General features: G+C 72.3%; 1 protein-coding gene (only partly in view). It reads left to right on the forward strand.

The window, feature by feature from the left end; translation table 11 throughout:
* On the forward strand, nucleotides 1–22,185 hold the 5' portion of the coding sequence (locus D7X74_RS06780; RefSeq protein ID WP_120532099.1) for a non-ribosomal peptide synthase/polyketide synthase. It continues 7,017 nt past the right edge of the window; 22,185 of the gene's 29,202 nt are visible here — the first part of the coding sequence; the start codon lies at nucleotides 1–3; its stop codon lies off the right edge, out of view.

Below are 22,185 nucleotides of genomic sequence, written 5' to 3' on the forward strand. Positions count from 1 at the left end.
ATGCCCGTGACCCTGATCGATCTCCTCGAAGAGCGAAGCACGCGTCGTCCGGACCAGCGCCTCTACACGTTCCTGGAGGACGACGCGGAGGTGACCCTCACGCAGGGTGGACTGGCCTCGCACGCCCACCGCATCGCCGCCGCGCTCCAGGCCCTCGCCGCCCAGGGGGAGCGCGCGGTCCTGCTCTACCCGCCGGGCGCGGACTACCTGGCGGGCTTCTTCGGGTGCGTGTGTTCAGGGCTGGTGGCGGTGCCCGCGTACCCGCCGGATCCCTCGCGGCTGGAGCGCACCCTGCCCCGCCTGCGCGCGCTCATCGCGGACTCGGGGGCGACGGTGGTGCTCACCACCTCCGTCATCCTGTCGATGGCGGAGTTCCTCTTCACGGACGCGCCGGAATTGCGCGCGCTGAAGTGGGTGGCGACGGACGCGTTGGAGGCGGGCGGCGAGGCGGCGTGGAAGCGGCCGGACGTGACGGCCGACACGCTGGCCTTCCTGCAATACACGTCGGGCAGCACGGGCACACCCCGGGGCGTGATGCTGAGCCACGGCAACCTGCTGCACAACCTGGACGCCATCCGCCGCGCCTTCCAGACGCGCGACGACAGCGTGGGCGTCATCTGGCTGCCGCCGTACCACGACATGGGGCTCATCGGCGGCGTGCTGGTGCCGCTGGCGCAGGGCTTCCACACGGCGCTGATGTCGCCGCTGTCGTTCCTCAAGCGCCCGCGCGCGTGGCTGGAGGCGCTGACCCGCTTCGGCGGCACCATCAGCGGCGGCCCCAACTTCGCGTTCGAGTTGTGCGTGCGGCGCATCCCGCCCGCCGAGCGCCAGGGCCTGGACCTGAGCCGCTGGGAGGTGGCGTTCTGCGGCGCGGAGCCCATCCGTCCGGACACGCTGGCGCATTTCACGGAGGCCTTCGCGCCCCACGGGTTCCGCCGCGAGGCGTTCTACCCGTGCTACGGGCTGGCGGAAGCGACGCTCATCGTCTCCGGAGGCGCGAAGGAGGCAGCGCCCATCCTGCGCGACGTGGACGCGTCCGCGCTGGAGTCGGGACAGGCGAAGGCGCCCTCGCGGCAGCCCCGGACGCTGGTGGGCTGCGGCACGACGCTTCCTGAGCAGCGACTGCTCGTCGTGGAGCCGGAGTCGGGCCGGGTGCTGGCGCCGGGCGAGGTGGGCGAAATCTGGGTGAAGGGGCCCAGCGTGGCCCAGGGGTACTGGCGGCAGCCGGAGGAGTCCGCGCGGGTCTTCGGCGCGCGCATCGCCACGGGGGAAGGGCCGTTCCTGCGCACCGGGGACCTGGGGTTCCTGGACGCGGGGGAGCTGTACGTCACGGGCCGCGCCAAGGATCTGATCATCCTGCGGGGCAGGAACCTGTACCCGCAGGACCTGGAGGTGGTGGTGGAGGAGAGCCACCCCGCGCTGCGGCCCGGGTGCGGCGTGGCCTTCGGCGTCGAGGTGGACGGCGAGGAGCGGCTCGTCGTGGTGCAGGAGGTGGATCCGCGCAAGTGGGATGGGGACGCGGCGCAGTTGCTGGGGGCCATCCGTCGGCGGCTGGCGGAGACGCATGAGGTGATGCCCCACGCAGTGGTGCTCATCGAGTCCGGGAGCCTGCCGAAGACGTCCAGCGGCAAGGTGCAGCGGCGGGCCACGCGCGCGGCGTTCCTCGCGGGCGGACTGCGGGAGCTGCATGCGTGGCGTGCACCCGAGTCGGAGACGCACGGGCCTGCCGCGGGCCGCGCATCAGGACCCGAGCAGCGGAACGCACCGCCTCCGGCCCCGGCGCTGGAATCACGTACGGGCGCGAGGACGGAGGCGTTCGATGCGCACGCCTCGGCTTCGGAGCTGGAGTCCCACGTGCTCGCGCTGGTCGAAGCGCAGGGGGAGAAGGCCGATGCACGGGCATCGGCGTCGGATCCGGTGGGCGGAACCGACTCACGCACTCCACCTTCGGAGCTGGAATCCCGCGTGCTCGCACGGGTGGCAGCGCGACTGGGCTCCCGCGTCGAGGACCTGGATGTCGATGTGCCACTGACGCAGTACGGGCTGGACTCGCTGGCGGCGGTGGAGCTGGCGCACACGCTGGAGCAGACGCTGGGCGTGCCCGTTTCGATGGAGACGCTGCTGCGCGGCGCGAGCGCGGCGGAGCTGGTGCGCGAAGCGACGGCCTCCGGGTCCGCTTCGCGTCCGGCGCCGACTCGCGTGCCCCGCACGGAGTCGATGCCGCTGTCCTTCGCGCAGGAGCGCCTGTGGTTCCTGGACCGCCTGGAGCCGGGCAGCGCCTTCTACAACGTCCCCATCGTGTCCCGACTGGACGGGACGCTCGACGTGTCCGCGCTGGAGAAGGGCCTCCAGTTCCTCGTGCGGCGACATGAAGCCCTGCGCACCGTGTTCGTGGAGACGCGCGGTGAGCCCGGCCAGCGCATCCTCGCGGACCTGAAGCTGTCGCTGCCCGTCGTGGACCTCGCTTCGGTTCCCGCCGATGCGCGCGAAGCCGAGGCCCGGAAGCTCGCGAACGAAGAGGCCCGGCGTCCCTTCGACCTTGCCCGGGGCCCGCTGATCCGGGTGACGCTGCTGCGCCTGGAGCCCGCGCGGCACTGGCTGCTGCTCACCGTGCATCACCTGGTCGCGGACGGCTGGTCCATGCGCGTGCTGCTGCGGGAGCTGGCGGAGGCCTACGCGGCGCTGTCCGCCGGGCGCGTCCCCACCCTGCCCGAGCTGCCCCTCCAGTACGCCGACCATGCGTCGTGGCAGCGCTCGTGGCTGCGCGGTGAGCGACAGGAGGATCTGCTCGGCTGGTGGCGCGAGCACCTGGCCGGAGCCCCGCCCGTGCTCGACCTTCCCGGCGATCGTCGCCGGCCCCGCGTGCAGTCCTACCGGGGCGCCCAGCGGACCCACCGGTTGGAGAAGGCGGCCTGGGACCGGGTGAAGACACTCGCTTCGCGCGAGGGCACCACGCCCTTCGTGGCGCTGCTCGCGGGCTTCCAGGTGCTGCTGCACCGCTACACCGGGCAGGAGGACGTGGTGGTGGGCGTGGACACCGCGCACCGCGCGCGGCCGGAGACCGCGGGCATCGTCGGCCTGTTCGTCAACCAGCTTCCGCTGCGTGGCGACCTCTCCGGCGCGCCGTCCTTCCGTGAGCTGCTGCGCCGCGCCCACCGCACGTCGCTGGAGGCGTGGGCCCACCAGGACCTGCCCTTCGACGCGATGGTGCGCGGCCTCAATCCGGAGCGCAGCCTCGCGCACGCGCCCCTCTTCCAGGTGAAGCTCGTCCTCCAGGACGCCGCGTCCCACCCGGTGCACCTGCCCGGCCTCACGCTGAGCAGCACGCTCGGAGACACCGGCGCCACCAAGCTCGACCTGACGCTCTCCGTCACCGACTCCGGGAACGGGCTGGAGCTGATGTGCGAGTACGCCACCGACCTCTTCGACGCGGACACCATCGCGCGGATGCTCGGGCAGTTGGACACGCTGCTGGTCGGCGCGGCCGCGCACCCCGAGCAGGCCATCACCGCCCTGCCCCTGCTGACCCCGGACGACCGCCGACAGGTGATGGAGGCATGGCGCTCCACCGGCCCCTCCGTGGCCCCGGACCTCGCGCACCGTCTCTTCGAGGCGCAGGCCCGGACCACGCCCGAGGCCATCGCCGTCGCGCTGGGCGAAACGACGCTGACGTACGCACAGCTCGACGCCCGCGCGAACCAGCTCGCGCGGCACCTCATCGTGGCAGGCGTCCGTCCGGATCAAATCGTCGGCGTGCAGTTGGAGCGCACCCCTGACCTGGTGGTGGCGCTGTTCGGCGTGCTCAAGGCGGGCGCCGCCTTCCTGCCGTTGGATCCGGGACAGCCCCCGGCGCGCCTGGAAGCGATGCTGCGCGAGGCACGGGGGGCCGTGCTGTTGAGCAACGAAGCGCTGGCGGACCGGCTGGCGCCCCAGGGTGAGTTGCTGGTGCTGCTCGACGAGGAGCGCGCTTCGCTGGAGGCACGGTCCCCCCTGCCTCCCGAACCCGCGCCGGCCATCACGCCCGCGCACCTCGCCTACGTCATCTTCACCTCCGGCTCCACCGGCACGCCCAAGGGCGCGCTGCTGGCGCACCACGGCCTGTGCAACACCGCCTCCGCCCTGGGCGACGCGCTCAAGCTGCGTCCGGGCAGCCGGCTGCTGCAACTGGCGTCCATCGGCTTCGACGCGTCGGTGGGTGAGATCTTCGCCGCCCTCCTGTCCGGCGCGACGCTGGTGCTCGCGCCGCCGGAGTCGCTGCTGCCGGGGCCTCCGTTGCAGCAGGTGCTCGCCTCCGAGCGCATCACCGCCGTCACCGCCACGCCCACGTCGCTTGCGCCCCTGGAGCCCTCCGCGCTGCCCCTGCTGGAGGTCGTGGCGTCCGTGGGCGAGGCGTGCACGCCGGAGCTGGCCTCGCGCTGGAAGCCGGGCCGCCGCTTCCTCAACGCCTACGGCCCCACGGAGATCACCATCTGCGCGACCCTGGACCCGGACGTGGACGCCACGCGTCCGTCCATCGGCCGCGCCATCCCTGGCGTGCGCATGTTCGTGCTCGATGGACGCGGTGAGCCCGTGCCCGTGGGCGTGCCGGGAGAGCTGTACGTGGGAGGCGTAGGCGTGGCGCGCGGCTACCTGGAGCGGCCCGCGCTCACCGCCGAGCGCTTCGTGCCCGACCCGTTCTCCCAAGAGCCCGGCGCCCGGCTGTACCGCACGGGGGACCGCGTGCGCACGCTGTCCAATGGCCGCCTGGAGTTCCTGGGCCGCCGCGATGCCCAGGTGAAGGTGCACGGCATCCGCGTCGAGCTGGGTGAGGTGGAGGCCGCGCTGGCCCAGGTCCCGGGCGTGCGTCAGGCGGTGGTGCTCCCACGCGAAGTCGCGGGCGAGACCCAGCTCCGCGCCTGGATGGTGGCGGATGAATCCCTGGAGATTCCGGCCGTGCGCCGCTTCCTCAAGGAGCGACTGCCCGATGCCTTCGTGCCTTCCTCCTTCGTGCGGATGGACGCGCTGCCCCTCACCCCGGGCGGCAAGCTGGACCGCGACGCCCTGCCCGCGCCCACAGTCGCGCAACCCGCGTCGGACGCGCCCTTCGCCACGCCCGGCACCGCGATGGAGCAGCGCATCGCCGAGGTCTGGGCGCGCGTGCTCGACGTGCCGCGCGTGGGCCTGCACGCGCACTTCTTCGAGGACCTGGGCGGCGGTTCGCTTCTGGTGGTGAAGGCCAGCACGCAGCTTCGCGAGGCCCTGGGCCTGGACATCCCCGTCACCCACTTCTTCGAACACCCGACGGTCGCCCAGCTCGCCGCGAGGCTGGAGCGCGAGGCCAGCGCGCCCCGTCCCACGCCCCGCCCGGAGGTGCCCCGTGAGGCGTCCGGGAAGGACTCCGGCGACATCGCCATCATCGGCATGGCGGGCCGCTTCCCCGGCGCTCCGGACGTGCACGCGTTCTGGCGCAACCTGCGCGAGGGCGTGGAGTCCATCACGCGCTTCACCAAGGAGGAGCTGGAGCCCTCCCCGCTGTTCCCGGACGCGCTGCGCGACCATCCCGACTTCGTGCCGGCGGGCGGTGTGCTGGAGGAGGCGGACGGCTTCGATGCAGCGTTCTTCGGCCTGTCCCCGCGCGAGGCGCAGTGGATGGATCCGCAGCAGCGCCTGTTCCTCCAGTGCGCGTGGAACGCCCTGGAGGACGCGGGCTACGACGCGGAGCGCCTCTCCGAGCCCGTCTCGCTGTACGCGGGCGCGGGCAGCTCCAACGTGCACCTGCTGTCGCTCCTGGGACAGACGCGCAAGGACCCGGCCTCCCTGTTCGAGGCGCTGGGGACGACCGGCGGCGAGAACGTGGCCACCAAGACGGCCTACAAGCTGAAGCTCGGCGGAGAGAGCCTCAACGTCTTCACGGCGTGCTCCACCGGGCTCGTCACGGTGCATCTGGCCTGCCAGAGCCTGCGCACCCGGCAGTCGGACCTGGCGCTGGCGGGCGCGGTGAAGGTGTCCCTGCCGCAGCGCACGGGCTACCTCTTCCAGGAGGGGATGATCCTCTCGCCGGACGGCCATTGCCGAGCCTTCGACGCGAAGGCCCGGGGCACCGTGCTGGGCAGCGGCCTGGGCGTGGTGGTGCTCAAGCGGCTCGACGACGCCATGCGGGACGGGGATCGCGTGTACGCGGTCATCAAGGGCTCCGCGCTCAACAACGACGCGGCGGCCAAGGTCAGCTACACCGCGCCCAGCATCCAGGGGCAGAGCCAGGTGATTGCCCGGGCGCTCGCGGCGGCGGGCGTGGACGCGGACAGCGTGGAGTACGTGGAGGCGCACGGCACCGGCACCTCGCTGGGCGACCCCATCGAAGTGGCGGCCCTCACGCGGGCGTACAGGGCGCACACGCAGCGCACGGGCTACTGCGCGCTGGGTTCGGTGAAGACGAACATCGGGCACCTGGACACGGCGGCGGGCATCGCCGGTCTCATCAAGGCCGCCCTCGCCCTGCACCACGGCGAGCTGCCCCCCAGCCTCCACTTCGAGCAGCCCAACCCGGAGATCGACTTCGCGCGCAGCCCCTTCTTCGTGAACACCACCCTTCGCCCGTGGGAGCGCACCGGCGGGCCCCGCCGCGCGGCCGTCAGCTCGTTCGGCATCGGTGGCACCAACGCTCACGTGGTGCTGGAAGAAGCGCCCGCGCGCGAGCCCGTCTCCGGAGGACGTCGTTCACGGCAGCTCGTCACGCTGTCCGCCCGCACGCCCGCCGCGCTGGAGACGGTGACGCGCGAGCTGGCCGACGCGGTGGAAGCCCGCTCCGACGTGGAGCTCGCGGAGGTGGCCTTCACGCGCAACGTGGGGCGCAAGGGCTTCGAGGTGCGCCGCACGGTGGTCGCGGAGGACGTCACCGGACTCGTGGAGGCCCTTCGCAAGCCCGGCACGACGTCCACCGTGCGCGACGTGGAGGCTCCGCCGTCGCAGCGCGTGGCCTTCCTCTTCCCGGGTCAGGGTGCGCAGTCCGTGGGGATGGCCCGCGAGCTGTTCGACGCCGAGCCCCGCTTCCGACAGGAGCTGGAGGCCTGCCTCGCGCTGCTGCCGTCCATGGGGCTGACACAGGACCTCAAGTCCGTGCTGTTCCCGTCCGCCGGAGAAGAGGCCCGTGCGGAGGCGGCCCTCGCGGAGCCCCGCTTCGCGCTGCCCGCGTTGCTGGCCGTGGAGGTCTCGCTCGCGCGGTGGTGGATGGGGCTGGGGTTCAAGCCTGGCGCCCTGCTGGGGCACAGCTTCGGTGAGTACGCGGCGGCCTGCGTCGCGGGCGTGCTGTCGCTGGAGGACGCGCTGCGGCTGTCCGTGGTGCGGGGCGAGCTGATGTCGCGGCTGCCCGCGGGCGGGATGCTCGCGGTGGGCCTGTCCGCGGAGGACGTCCGTCCGCTGCTCTCCGACTCACTGGAGATCGCCGCCCTCAACGGTCCGGACCGGTGCACGGTGTCCGGGCCGCTGGAACCGCTGGCCGCGTTGGAGCGCACGCTCGTGGGGCGGCGCGTGGGCGTGGTGCGGCTGCCCGCGTCGCATGCGTTCCACTCGCGCGCCGTGGAACCGCTGATGCACGAGCTGGAGCGGGCCGTCGCGGGCCTCACGCTGAAGGCCCCGGCCGTGCCCTACGTGTCCAGCCTCACCGGCACGTGGATCCGTCCGGAGGAAGCCACCTCGCCTCGCTACTGGGCGCGGCAGATGCGGGAGCCGGTGCGCTTCGGCGCCGGCCTGGAGGCGCTGCTGCAATCCGGCCATGGCCTGCTCATCGAGGCAGGGCCGGATCAGGGCCTCACCGCGCTCGCACGGCTGCGGCTGCGCACGGCGCCGGACACCGTGGCCGTGTCCTCGCTGCGCCGCGCGGGCACCTCCACGTCCGATCTCCAGACCCTGCTGGAGTCCGTGGGCACGCTGTGGCGCCTGGGCACGAGCGTGGACTGGGAGGCACTGCACGCCCACGGTCCCCGCCGCCGCATCTCCCTGCCGGGCTATCCGTTCGAGACCGTCCGCATCACGGTGGACGTCCGGCCCGCGCTCCCCCTGCCGGAGGTCGCGTCCCCGGTCGCGGTCGCGCCGTCGCCTGCGGTGGAACCCGTGGCCCCGGTGGCCGTCGTGGCCGCGCCCTCCGGCCTGAGCGACATCGAGCAACGGCTGATGGAGCTGTGGCGCGAGCGGCTGGGCATCACGGACATCGGGCTGGACGACAACTTCCTCGACCTGGGCGGCAACTCGCTCATGGCGGCGCAGCTGCTCACACGGCTGCGTGAGACGTTCCGCACGCAGGTGCCCCTGAGCGACCTGTTCGAGGCGCCCACCGTGGCGGGCCTCGCGGAGCGCATCGAAGCGCGACTCCAGGCGGAGGGCTTGCTCGGCGCGGATGAAGGGGAAGCTCCGACCGCGGCGGCAGCGGCCATCCAGCCCTGGCCCCGCAAGGAGCCCCTGCCCCTGTCGTACGTGCAGGAGCGCGTCTGGGAGATGGGGGCCCGGGAGCCGGGCAGCTCGCTGTTCAACGAGCCGCTCGCGGTCCGCATCTCCGGTGCGCTGCGCCCGGACCTGCTGGAGCGCGGCGTCAACGAGGTCATCCGCCGCCACGAATCCCTGCGCACCGTCTTCGTGGACGTGAATGGCCAGGGTGTGCCGCGCCTGCTGCCCGAGGTGCGCATCTCCATTCCCGTGGTGGACCTGCGCGGCTTCGCCGGGGACCTGGAGGCGGAGGCCCTGCGGCGCGCGCGTCTGGAGCCGGCGGCGCCGTTCGCGCTGGACCGGGGCCCGCTCGTGCGCGTGAGCCTGCTGCGGATGGCGGACACGGAGCACGTGCTGCTCGTGACCATCCATCACATCGTCGCGGACACGCTGTCGCTGGTGAACCTCATCCGCGAGGCGCTGGCCCTCTACACCGGCTTCGTGCACGGCGTGACCGTGCCGCTGCCGGCGCTGTCCATCCAGTACATCGACTTCACGCTCTGGCAGCGGCATGTGCTCGCCGACGGCACGCTCGCGGATCAGCAGGCGTACTGGCGACGCCAGCTCGCGGGACGTCCCGGGGCCCTGTCCCTGCCGCTGGACCGCCCGCGCATCCCCGGTGCGAAGCGGCGCGGGGCGCGGCACGCGTTCACCTTCTCGGAGGAGCTGAGCGTCGCACTGAACGCGTTCAGCCAGCGGGAGGGGCTCACGGGGTACATGACGCTGCTCGCCGGCTTCACGGCGCTCCTGGCCCGGTGCTCGGGGCAGGACGACATCCTGGTGGGCACGTCCATCGGCAACCGGACGCGGCCGGAGCTGGAGCCGCAGATCGGCTACGTGGCGCACGCGCTGGCGCTGCGCACGAGCGCCGCGGGGGATCCGGACTTCCGCACGCTCGCGATGCGGGTGCGCGACACCACGCTCGGGGCCTTCGCGAACCCGGACGTGCCCTATGAGCAGTTGCTGGGGGAGCTGGAGCCCGGAGAGGAGCACCGGCTGGGCCGCCTCTTCGACGCCATCTTCCTGCTGCACGCGGAGAGCGTGTCCGCGCCCATCGAGGACTTCCCCGGCCTGCGGCTGGTCTACTACGACGTCACCGAGCTGCCCGCGCAGTACGGCACGTCGCTCGCGGACCTCACGATGTTGATGCGGGAGGACGCCCGGGGCTTCTCCGGGACGCTGGAGTACGCCGTCGATTTGTTCGACGCGGAGACCATCGCGCGGCTGCTGTCCCAGTTGCAGGCCCTGCTCTCCGACGCCGTCGCCTCGCCCACGAAGCCGCTGTCCCGGTTGTCGCTGGACGCGATGCCCGTGCGCGCACGGAGCACCGAGGTCCGCGTCTCCGGAAACGGCTCGCTGCCGGCCCTGCTCGCGTCCCGCGCGGAGCAGACGCCGGACGCGATGGCCGTGGGGCAGCACGAGCGGGTCCTGTCGTGGCGGTCCCTGCGGCAGAAGGCACTGGCGCTCGCGGCTCAACTGCGGGCGCGAGGCGTGGGGCCGGGCGTTCCGGTCGCCGTGTGCGTGGAGCCGTCTCCCGAGCGCGCCGTCGCGCTGTGGGGGGTGCTGGCGGCCGGGGGCGCGTATGCGCTGGTGTCGCGTGACGGGCTCGGGGAGCTGGCGTCATTCGGACACGAGGGCGGCCCGCTCCTGGTCGTGACCGACGCAACGCTCACCCTTCCGTCCGGTGTGTCCGCGTCCGTCCTCCGCGTGGAGGACGCTTCGGCCGGAGGCGCCGCGCCAGGGGCACACGGGCCGGAAGTGGCCGTGGACGGCCTCGCGTGCCTTGTGCGCGAAGGCACGGACCTGTCGCGTCCCCGCGTGATGCTGAGCCACCGCAACCTCGTCCACCGCCTCGCCGCGCTGGATGCGCGCGTGGAGTCACGGCCGGGCGAGCTGTGGCTGAGCACGTCGGATGCGGATTCGGATCCGGCGGGCCTGGAGCTGCTGTGGGCCCTGTCCCGTGGGCTTCCGGTGGTGCTGCCCTCGCGCGCCGAATTCCGAGAGGAGTCACGTCGGACGGGCACCGCCACGAAGCGGGCCCTGGACTTCAGCCTCTTCTACTTCGCCAATGACGCGGAGGCCTCGGGGCGGAAGAAGTACCAGTTGCTCATCGACGGCGCGAAGTTCGCGGACGCCCATGGGTTCAGCGCCGTCTGGACGCCGGAGCGCCACTTCCACGACTTCGGGGGCCCCTACCCCAGCCCCACCGCCACCAGCGCCGCGCTGGCCATGGTGACCGAGCGGGTGTCCATCCGCGCGGGCAGCGTCGTGCTGCCGCTGCATGATCCGCTGCGCGTCGCGGAGGAGTGGTCGGTCATCGACAACCTCTCCAACGGCCGCGCGGGCGTGTCCTTCGCCACGGGCTGGAACGCGAACGACTTCGTCTTCGCGCCGCAGAACTTCCACCAGCGTCCGGAGGCCGTGCGTCGGGGCGTGGAGGAGGTACGCAAGCTGTGGAAGGGCGGCACGGTGCGCCGCACCAACGGCGCGGGCGTGGAGGTGGACCTCGCCATCCGTCCCCGCCCGGTGCAGGCGGAATTGCCGGTGTGGATCACCGCCGCCTTCAACCCGGAGACCTTCCGGCTCGCGGGCGAGCTGGGCACGGGCCTGCTCACCAACGTGCTGGGCCTGGGCCAGGACTTCGTGGAGCTGGAGCGGAAGATCGCCATCTACCGCGAGGCCCGGCGCAAGGCGGGCCACCCCGGCCGCGGCCACGTCGTGTTGATGCTCCACACCTTCGTCACCTCCAGCCGCGAGGATGTGAAGCGACAGGCGCGTGAGCCGCTGCTGCGCTACTTCCGCAGCTCGGTGGAGCTGGTGAACGGACTCGTGGCCAGCCAGGGCCCGGGCTTCGACGTGCGCTCGCTCACGCCCCAGGACATGGATGTGCTCCTGGAGCAGGGCGTGTCGCGCTACCTGGAGTCGGGCGGCCTGTTCGGCACGCCGGATTCGCTGGCGGCCCGCGTGGAGCAACTGCGACAGGCCGACGTGGACGAGGTGGCCTGCCTCATCGACTTCGGCATCGCCCCGGAGATCACCCTGGAGGGCCTGCGGCACCTGGACGTGTTGCGCCGCCAGAGCCAGGAACACACCGCGCCCATGACGGACGCCGCGCCCGTCGAAGAGGACCGGGCAGGGATGCTCGCGCGCCTCCTGCGCATGGGCCCGTCGGTGCACCTGCGCGGCTCGTTCGAGATCGCGAGGACGCTCGCGGAGATGCCAGATGCGGCCGGCGTGTTGGGGCAGGTGCGGACGCTGGTGCTGGACGACGCGGAGGGCCTGTCGCCGGACCTCGCGCGCGCGCTCCAGCGCGCCACCTCCGCGCGGATTGTCTCGCCCGTGTCGCTGCTTCCTGGAGCCCGGGAGACCACGACGCCAGGGCCGCGCTTCGTGCTGGATGCCGCCGGTCGGCGTGCTCCGGTGGGCGTGGTGGGGGAGCTGTTCCTGGGCGGGGATGCCGTGCCGCTCGGTTTCTGGAAGGCCCCGGAGTTGACCCAGGCGCGCCTGCCGGCGTCACCGGAAGGCACGGGAGCAAGGCTGTACGGCACTGGCGCTCGAGCGCGTTATCGCTCGGACGGTGAGGTGGAGCTGCTCACGCCCGCTCCGCGCGTGCCGCCCCCGTCCCCGGCTTCGACTCCGGGCATGATCGCGAGACCTGCGACGACGGCGGATGCTCCATCGAGGTCCACGCCGACGCCGGGTGGCGCTGTCCACACGGCTGCACTGCCGAGCACCAGTGCCCCATCCACGTTTCCGATGGGATCCACTGCTCGCACAGTGACCTCGCAAGGTGCCACGGCTCACGTCACGCAACCGGGCGCCACCGCGCACGCCGTGACGCCGCAGGGTGCCACGGTCCGCGCAGCGCAACTTGACGCTCCCGCGCACACCGCTTCCCCCCAAGCCGCCACGGTCCGCGCCACGCCGCCAGCGGCACCCGCTCGCCCCGCCGCCTCCCCGGGTTCGCAGTCCATCCAGCGCGTGCCCCGCACGGGGACGCTGCCGTTGTCGTTCGCGCAGCAGCGCCTGTGGTTCCTGGACCAGTACGAACCCGGCAGCGCGCTCTACAACATCCCGTCCGCGATGCGGCTGGAGGGCACGCTGGACGTGTCCGCGCTGGGCCGCGCCTTCGCGGAGGTGATGCTCCGCCACGAGGCCCTGCACACCGCCTTCCAGGTCCAGAACGGCGATCCCATCCAGGTCATCGCGCCCACCGCGGACTCCACCCTGGAGGTCGAGGACCTGCGCGACTGGCCCGCCGCCGAGCGCGAAGCCGAAGCCCTGCTCCGCGTCCGCGAGGAGGCCCGCGCCCCGTTCGACCTGTCGCGAGGCCCCCTGCTGCGCACCCGCCTGCTGCGCCTCGCGGAGCGCGAACACCTGCTGCTCGTCACGATGCACCACATCGTCTCCGACGGCTGGTCCATCGGCGTGCTCATCCGTGAAGCCGTCACCCTCTATGAAGCCTTCACCGCCGGACGGCCCTCGCCCCTGCCGGAGCTGCCCATTCAGTACGCCGACTTCGCCATCTGGCAGCGCGACTGGCTCCAGGGCGCCCTGCTGGACAAACAGGTCGACTACTGGCGCAAGCAACTGGAGGGTGCCCCGCCCGCGCTGGAGCTGCTCACCGACCACCCGCGCACCGGTGACACGAGCAACCCCGGCGCCACGCACCGGGAGGTGTTCCCGCACGCGCTGATGCAGGGCCTGCGGGCCCTGTGCCGCCGCGAGAAGGGCACGCTCTTCATGGGCCTGCTCGCGGGCCTCCAGGCGCTGCTGTCGCGCTACACGGGCCAGGACGACGTCAGCATCGGCGCGCCCATCGCCGGCCGCAACCAGCCGCAGACCGAGGGGCTCATCGGCTTCTTCGTCAACACGCTGGTGCTGCGCACGCAGTTGGACGGCGACCCGACCTTCGTGGAGCTGCTGCGCCGGGTGAAGGCCGTGACGCTGGGCGCGTACGCGCACCAGGACGTGCCCTTCGAGAAGCTGGTGGAAGCGCTGCAACCGCCCCGGCAGGCGGGCCACACGCCCTTCTTCCAGGTGACGCTGGTGCTGCTCAACACGCCGATGGCGGAGCTGACCGGCCCGGGCCTCACCTTCCGCACGGTGGACGTGGACAGCGGCACGTCCAAGTTCGACTTCACCCTCGTCTTCACCGAAACGCCGCGAGGACTCCAGGTCGCCTTCGAGTACCGCAGCGACCTCTTCGAGGCGACCACCGCCGCGCGGATGATGGAGCACCTGCGCGTGCTCCTGGAGGACGCGGTCGCGAACCCCGAGCGCCGCCTCTCCGAGCTCAACCTCCTGAGCGACGCCGAGCGCCAGCGCGTCCTCGTGGACTGGAGCACCACCGCGTTCGACGGCCCCCCCGAACCGCTGGTGCACGAGTCCTTCGAGGCCCAGGCCCGCCGCACGCCCGACGCCGTGGCGGCCCTCTTCGAAGGCCAGGCCCTCACGTACGCGGAGCTGGACCGCCGCGCGAACCAGCTCGCGTGGCACCTGCGCGACAGCGGCGTGCGTCCGGGAGACCGGATCGCGCTGTGCCTGGAGCGGTCGCTGGAGATGGTGGTGAGCGTGCTGGGCGTCCTCAAGTCGGGCGCGGCCTTCGTCCCCATGGATCCGGCCTATCCGGCGGAGCGCCTGTCCCTGATGTTGGAGGACTCGGGCTCGCAGGTGGTGCTCACCCAGTCATGGATCCTCCCCAGGATTCCCGCGACGGATGCGCGCGTGGTGTGCATGGACACGGAGGCCGCGACCTTCGCCGCCCTGCCGTCCCATGCGCCGCCGTCCGCCATCTGGCCGGACTCGCTCTGCTACATCATCTACACGTCCGGCAGCACCGGCCGTCCCAAGGGCATCGCGGTCGCGCACCGCACGCTGTCCTGGGTGGTGGCGTGGACGCGCCAGCGCTCGCCCAAGGTGGACGCCGTCACGTTGCAGTTCGCGTCGCTCAACTTCGACATCACCTATCAGGAGATGTTCACGTCCTGGTCCGTGGGCGCCTCCATCGTGGTGCCCACGTCGGAGACCCGTCAGGACATGCCGGCGCTGCTGGCCTTCATGGACCGTCACGGCGTGGAGCGGTTCTTCCTGCCCTTCATCGCGTTGCAGACGATGGCGGACTCCGTGGCCCACGGCGCGCCCGTGCCGAAGCGGCTGGTGGAGGTGGTGACGGCCGGTGAGCAGTTGCAGGTGACGCCCGCGCTCGTGGCCCTCTTCGAACAACTGCCCCACTGCACACTGGAGAACCAGTACGGCCCGTCCGAAGCGCACGTCGTCAGCGCCTACCGCCTGCGCGGCCCGCCGAACACCTGGGAGCGGCTGCCCCCGGTGGGAATGCCCGTGCCCGGCACGCGGCTGTACATCGTGGATCCCACCGGCCGCCCCTGCCCCGCCGGCGTCCCCGGCGAGGTGATGGTCGGAGGCCCCCAGGTGGCGCTCGGCTACCACGAGCGCCCGGAGCTGACCGCGGAGAAGTTCGTCCCGGATGGCCTCTCCGGAGAAGCCGGCGCGCGGCTGTACCGCACTGGAGACCGCGCCCGCTGGCGCGAGGACGGCGCCATCGAGTTCTTCGGTCGGCTCGACAGTCAGGTGAAGGTGCGGGGCTTCCGCATCGAACTGGGAGAAGTGGAAGCGGCCCTGCGCGACGTGCCGGGCGTGCGCGCGGCGGCGGCGCTGGTGCGTGAGGACGTGCCCGGCGACAAGCGGCTCGTGGGCTACGTGGTGCTCCAGCCGGACACCGCGTGGGAACCGGAGGCCCTGCGGCAGGCCCTGGGACGGCGACTGCCGGAGTACATGCTGCCCACCGCGCTGATGCGCCTGGACGCGCTGCCGGTGATGCCCACGGGCAAGCTGGTGCGCCGGCTGCTGCCCGCGCCGGACGTGGACAGCCTGCGCGGCGGGGCGCTCCTCATCACGCCCCGCACGCCGCTGGAGCAGACGCTGGCGGACATCTTCGCGCAGGTGCTGGGCCTGGCCCACGTCGGCATCACCGACAGCTTCTTCGACCTGGGAGGCCACTCGCTGCTGGCCACGCAGGTGACGTCGCGCCTGCGCACCGGCCTGGGCGTGGACGTGCGGCTGCGCGAGGTGTTCGACCACCCCACGGTGGAGACGCTCGCCCGCCGCATCGAGGACCGCGTGCCCGAAGCGGACCGCGCGCCGCGCCCGCCCGCCATCACCGCGCGCCCCGGCGTCACGTCCGCCGAGCTGTCCTTCGCGCAGCAGCGGCTGTGGTTCCTGGACCAGTACCAACCGGGCAGCGCGCTCTACAACATGCCCGCCGCGCTGAGCCTGGAAGGCGTGCTGGACGTCACCGCGCTCACCGAGGCCTTCACGGAGCTGGTGCGCCGGCATCAGGTGCTGCGCACCACCTTCCAGGTGATTGACGGCACGGCCGCCCAGGTCTTCGCGCCCCCCGCGCCGTGGACGCTGTCGGTCGAATCGCTGGAGCACCTGCCCCTCGTTGAACGCGAGGAAGAGGCGGGACTGAGGGCGAAGGACGAAGCCCGTCAGCCCTTCGACCTGTCGCAAGGGCCGCTGTTGCGCACGCGCCTCTTGCGGCTCGCGGAGCACGAACACCTGCTGCTCGTCACGATGCACCACATCATCTCGGACGGCTGGTCCATCGCCGTGCTCATCCACGAGATGGTCGCGCTGTACGAGGCGCGGCTCGCCAGCCGGCCCTCGCCGCTGCCGGAGCTGCCCATCCAGTACGCGGACTACTCCGCCTGGCAGCGCGAGTGGCTGCGCGGGGACGTGCTGGAGGCGCAGGTCGACTACTGGCGCAAGCAGTTGGAGGACGCGCCTCCCGCGCTGGACCTGCCCACGGACCACCCGCGCACCGCGGACACCCGCAACCCGGGCACGTGGCTGGAGGTGGAGCTGCCGCTGGAGCTGGTGCAGTCGCTGCGCTCGCTCTGCCAGCGTGAAGGCGCCACGCTGTTCATGGGCCTGCTCGCGGGCCTCCAGACGCTCCTGTCGCGCTACTCGGGCCAGGACGACATCTGCGTGGGCGCGCCTGTCGCGGGCCGCACGCAGTCGGAGATGGAGGGACTGGTCGGCTTCTTCGTCAACACGCTGGTGATGCGCACGAAGCTGGACGGCGACCCCACCTTCCGCGAACTGCTGGGCCGGGTGAAGGACGTCACGCTCGGTGCGTTCGCGCACCAGGACGTGCCCTTCGAGAAGCTGGTGGAAGCGCTTCAGCCGCCGCGCATGCCGGAGCGCACGCCGTTCTTCCAGGTGGCGCTGGTGATGCTCAACACGCCTTCGGCGGAACTGACCGTGCCGGGCCTCCAGATGCAGCTGCTGGAGCTGGACAGCGGCACCGCGAAGTTCGACTTCACCTTCACGCTGAGCGAGTCACCCCAGGGCGTCCGTGGCGCGCTGGAGTACCGCACCGACCTGTACGAAGCGGCCACGGCCGAGCGGCTGGTCACGCACCTGCACGCGCTCCTCAAGGACGCGGTGGCCCGGCCCGAGCAGCGCCTGTCCACGCTGTCGCTCCTGTCCCAGACGGAGCGGCAGCAGGTGTTGGTGGACTGGAACACCCGTCCCGCCCTGCCCGTGACGACCACGGTCCACGGCCGCGTCGAGGCCCAGGCCGCGCGCACGCCGGAGGCCGTTGCGGTGAAGTTCGAAGGCCAGCACCTCACGTATGCCCAACTGGAGCGACAGGCCAATCAGGTCGCCCACGACTTGCGCGAGCTGGGCGTGCGCACCGGGGACCGCGTAGGGCTGTGCGTGGAACGCTCGCTGGAGATGGCGACGGGCGTGCTCGGCATCCTCAAGGCAGGCGCGGCCTACGTGCCGCTCGATCCCACCTATCCAGCCGAACGGCTGGCGCTGATGCGCGAGGACGCCGGGATCCGCGCGGTGCTGACCCAGGCGGCGCTGGAAGCCACGCTGCCCAGGAGCCCGGACGTCGCGGTGCTGCTGCTGGACGCGGTGTCGTCGCAGCCCACGCACGCGCCCCACGTGGACGTGCCGCTGGAGTCGGCCTGCTACCTCATCTACACGTCGGGCAGCACCGGGCGGCCCAAGGGCGTGGAGCTGTCGCACCGCGCGCTGTCGCACATGCTGGACTGGCAGTGCCAGCGCTCGGTGAAGGCGAACGCCACGACGTTGCAGTTCGCGTCGCTGAGCTTCGACGTCTCCTTCCAGGAGATGCTGTCCACCTGGAGCGCGGGCGGCACGCTGGTGGTGCCCACGGCGGGAGTGCGCCGGGACATGCCCGCGCTCCTGCGCCTCATGGCGACCGAGGGCGTGGAGCGGCTCTTCCTGCCCTTCGTCGCGCTCCAGTCGCTCGCGGATGCCGTGGCGCACGGAGCCCCGCTACCGGAGCGCCTGCGGGAAGTGGTGACGGCCGGTGAGCAGTTGCAGGTGACGCCCGCGCTGGTGTCCTTCTTCGAGCGCCTGCCGGACTGCGTACTGGAGAACCAATACGGCCCCACGGAGAGCCACGTCGTCAGCGCGCACCGGCTGCAAGGTGCGCCTTCCACCTGGGAGCGGCTGCCCTCCATCGGCGCCCCGCTGCCGGACACCCAGCTCTACGTCGTGGACGCGAGCGGCCAGCCCTGCCCCGTGGGCGTGCAGGGCGAGCTGCTCATCGCCGGCATCCAGGTGACGGCCGGCTACCACGGCCGCCCGGAGCTGACGGCGGAGAAGCTGGTGCCGGATGCGTTCTCCCCCGTCCCGGGCGCGAGGCTGTACCGCACGGGCGACCGCGCGCGCTGGCGGACGGACGGAACGCTCGACTTCCTGGGCCGCATCGACCAGCAGGCCAAGGTGCGTGGCTTCCGCGTGGAACCCGGCGAGGTGGAGGCCGTCCTGCGAAGCCTGCCCGGCGTGCGCGACGCGGCCGCGGTGGTGCGCGAGGACGTGGCCGGAGACAAGCGACTCGTGGGCTACGTGGTCCTCCCGGCCGACGCGGCCTGGGATCCGGAGGCCCTGCGCCGGCAGCTCGCGAACCGACTGCCGGAGTACCTGGTGCCCTCCGCGCTGCTGCGGCTGGAGGCCCTGCCGCTCACGCCCAGCGGCAAGCTCGCCCGCCGCATGCTGCCCGCGCCGGACGCGGACAGCCTGCGCGGCGAAGCGCCCTTCATCGCGCCCCGAACGCCGCTGGAGCAGACGCTGGCGGACGTGTTCGCGCAGGTGCTCGGCGTGCCGCGCCTGGGCGTGACGGACAACTTCTTCGCGCTGGGAGGCCACTCGCTGCTGGCCACGCAGGTGGCGTCGCGCCTGCGCACCGCCCTGCGGCTGGAGGTCCCGCTGCGCGAGCTGTTCGAGTCCCCCACCGTGGAGGGACTGGCCCAGCGGCTCCAGGGACGACTGGCCACGACGGCGCGCAAGGGCATGGCCGCGACCATCGCGCCGCGCGCCATCGAAGCGCCGGTGTCCTTCGCGCAGCAGCGGCTGTGGTTCCTGGATCAACTCCAGCCGAACCTGCCGCTCTACAACATGCCCGCCGCGCTGCGGGTGGAAGGCGCGCTGAACGCGGAGGCCCTCCAGCGGGCCTTCACGGAGCTGGTGCGTCGGCACCAGTCCCTGCGCACCACCTTCCGCGCCCGCGACGGCCGGCCCGTGCAGATCATCAGCGCCGCCACGACGTTCCCGCTGAAGGTGGACGACCTGCGCGCGCTGGAGCCGGGCCTTCGGGAGGAAGAAGTCCAGCGCCGGGCGAATGAAGAGGCCCGGGCCCCGTTCGACCTGGCGCAGGGACCGCTGCTGCGCGCAGGACTCCTGCGCCTCGCGGAGCGGGAGCACCTGCTGCTCATGACGATGCACCACATCGTCTCCGACGGCTGGTCCATGTCCATCCTCATCCGGGAGCTGGGGGCGCTCTACGAAGCCTTCGTCGCCGGCAAGCCGTCGCCCCTGCCGGAGCTGCCCCTCCAGTACGCGGACTACGCCACGTGGCAGCACGACGGCCTCCAGGGCGAGGTCCTGGACGAACAGCTCGCGTACTGGCGCGGCCAGTTGGAGGACGCACCGCCGACCTCCGAGCTGCCCACGGACCGCCCGCGCACCGCGGAGCCGAACCAGCCCGGGACCTCGCTGAAGGTGGAGCTGTCCCCGAAGCTGACGAAGGACCTGGCGGCGCTGTGCCAGCGCGAAGGGGCCACGCTGTTCATGGGCCTGCTCGCGGGCCTCCAGGCCGTGCTCGCGCGACACGCGGGCCAGGACGACGTCATCGTGGGCGCGCCCATCGCGGGCCGCACGCAGGCGGAGACCGAGGGCATCATCGGCTTCTTCATCAACACGCTGGTGATGCGCACGAAGCTGGACGGCGACCCCTCCTTCCGCGAGCTGCTGGGCCGGGTGAAGGACGTCACGCTTGGCGCCTACGCGCACCAGGACGTCCCCTTCGAGAAGCTGGTGGAGGTCCTCCAGCCGCCCCGGCTGCGCGGCGTGCCGCCGTTGTTCCAGGTGGCGCTCTCGCTCCAGAACACGCCCACGACGGCCATCGCGTTCCCAGGCGTCACCTTCCACCGGGTGTACACGGAGAGCGGCACGTCCCGCTTCGACCTGTCGCTCACCCTGTCCGAAACGTCCTCCGGCCTGCAAGGCGCGCTGGAGTACCGGACGGACCTCTACGACGTGGCGACCGTCACCCGCCTGATGGACCACCTGCGCCTGCTGCTGGAAGCGGCGGTGGCACAGCCCACGCGGCGCCTGTCCACGCTGTCGCTGCTCTCCGACGCTGAACGGCACCGCGTGCTGGTGGAGTGGAACGCCACCACCGTGCCGTACCCGCGTGACACGGCCGTGCATGCGTTGTTCGAAGCCCAGGCCGCGCGCACACCGGACGCGGTGGCCGTGGAGTTCCAGGGCCAGACGCTCACCTACGCGGCGCTGGACCGCCGCGCGAACCAGCTCGCGTGGCACCTGCGCAAGGGCGGCGTGAAGCCGGGCGCGAAGGTGGCGCTGTGCCTCGCACGTTCGCTGGAACTGCCGGTGGCGGTGCTCGGCATCCTCAAGGCGGGCGCGGCCTACGTCCCGCTCGACCCCGAAGCGCCTCTGGAGCGGCAGTCCTTCTTCCTGGAGGACACCGGCGCGGTGCGCGTCCTCACCTCGGAGGCGATGAAGCAGCACCTGCCCGCCAACGCACCCCGGGTCCTGTTGCTCGACACGGAAGCGGCACGCCTGGACGCGGAGCCGGATACGGCGCCGAATGCCACACAGGGCGGAGACGCGCTCGCGTACGTCCTCTACACGTCCGGCACCACGGGCCGGCCCAAGGGCGTCTGCGTCCCGCACCGGGCCATCGTCCGGTTGGTGGTGGGCACGGACTTCGCCCGGTTCGGACCGGACGAGGTCTTCCTCCAACTGGCCCCGCTGGCCTTCGACGCCTCCACCTTCGAGCTGTGGGGCTGCCTGCTGCACGGAGGCCGGCTGGTCCTGGCGGATCCGAAGGCGACTTCATTGGAGGAGCTGGGCCGCACGCTGGAAGCGCACCACGTCACCACGCTGTGGCTGACGTCCGCGCTCTTCGAGCAGATGGCCGCCACGCAGCCGGAGGCCCTGGCCCGCGTGCGCCAGGTGCTCGCCGGAGGCGATGTGTTGAACCCGGTGCGCGTGCGCGAACACGTGGCCCGCGCGGGCCGGCTGGTGAACGGCTACGGCCCCACCGAGGGCACCACCTTCACCACCTGCCACGTGATGACCGACGCGAACGCGGTGGAGTCGCCGGTGTCCATCGGCCGGCCCCTCGCGAACACCCGCGTGTACGTGCTCGACGCGCACCTGCGGCCCGTGCCGCCGGGAATCCCCGGGGAGCTGTACGTGGCCGGTGACGGACTGGCCTGGGGCTACCTCCAGCAGGCCGGGCTCACCGCCGAGCGGTTCCTGCCGGATGCGTTCAGCGACGTGCCGGGAGCGCGGATGTACCGCTCCGGCGATCAAGTGCGTTGGAAGGCGGACGGCACGCTCCAGTTCCTGGGCCGCCGCGACACGCAGGTGAAGCTGCGTGGCTTCCGCGTGGAGCCGGGTGAAATCGAGGCCGTGCTCCTGGGCCATGCGTCGGTGCGCGAAGCGGTGGTCCTCGCGCGCGACGACATGCCGGGAGGACGCGCGCTGGTGGCCTACGTGGTGCCTCGCGCCACGGCGACCCCGTCGCACGCGGGAGCCCCGCCGCTGCTGGATGTCGCGGCCCTGAAGGTCTGGCTGCGGGAGCGGCTGCCCGGATACCTGGTGCCTTCCGCCATCGTCATGCGGGCCTCGCTGCCCGTCACGCGCAACGGCAAGGTGGACCGCCGCGCGCTGCCCGCACCGGAGGTCCAGGGCACGGAGGGCGACTTCGTCCAGCCGCGCACGGACACCGAGGCCCGGCTCGCCACGCTGTGGAACGAGCTGCTGGGAACGAAGGGCACGAGCGCGAAGGACGACTTCTTCGATCGCGGCGGACACTCGTTGCTCGCGACGCAGTTGCTGTCACGCATCCGCGCCACGTTCGCGGTGGAGCCCCGACTCCAGGAGCTCTTCGAGGCGCGCACGCTGGAGGCCCAGGCCGCGATGCTGGACGCTGCGCTGGCCCGCGCCGTCCGGCTCCAGGCGCCTCCGCTGCGTCCCGTGCCGCGACAGGGGAACCTGCCGCTGTCGTTCGCGCAGCAGCGGCTGTGGTTCCTGGACCAGTACCAGCCGGGTCTCCCCGTCTACAACATGCCGGTCGCGCTGCGGCTGCATGGCGCGATGGACGCGGCGGCCCTGGAGCGCGCCTTCACGGAG

Origin of the sequence: Corallococcus sp. CA047B, from assembly GCF_003612065.1 — a bacterium.
Lineage (GTDB): Bacteria > Myxococcota > Myxococcia > Myxococcales > Myxococcaceae > Corallococcus > Corallococcus praedator.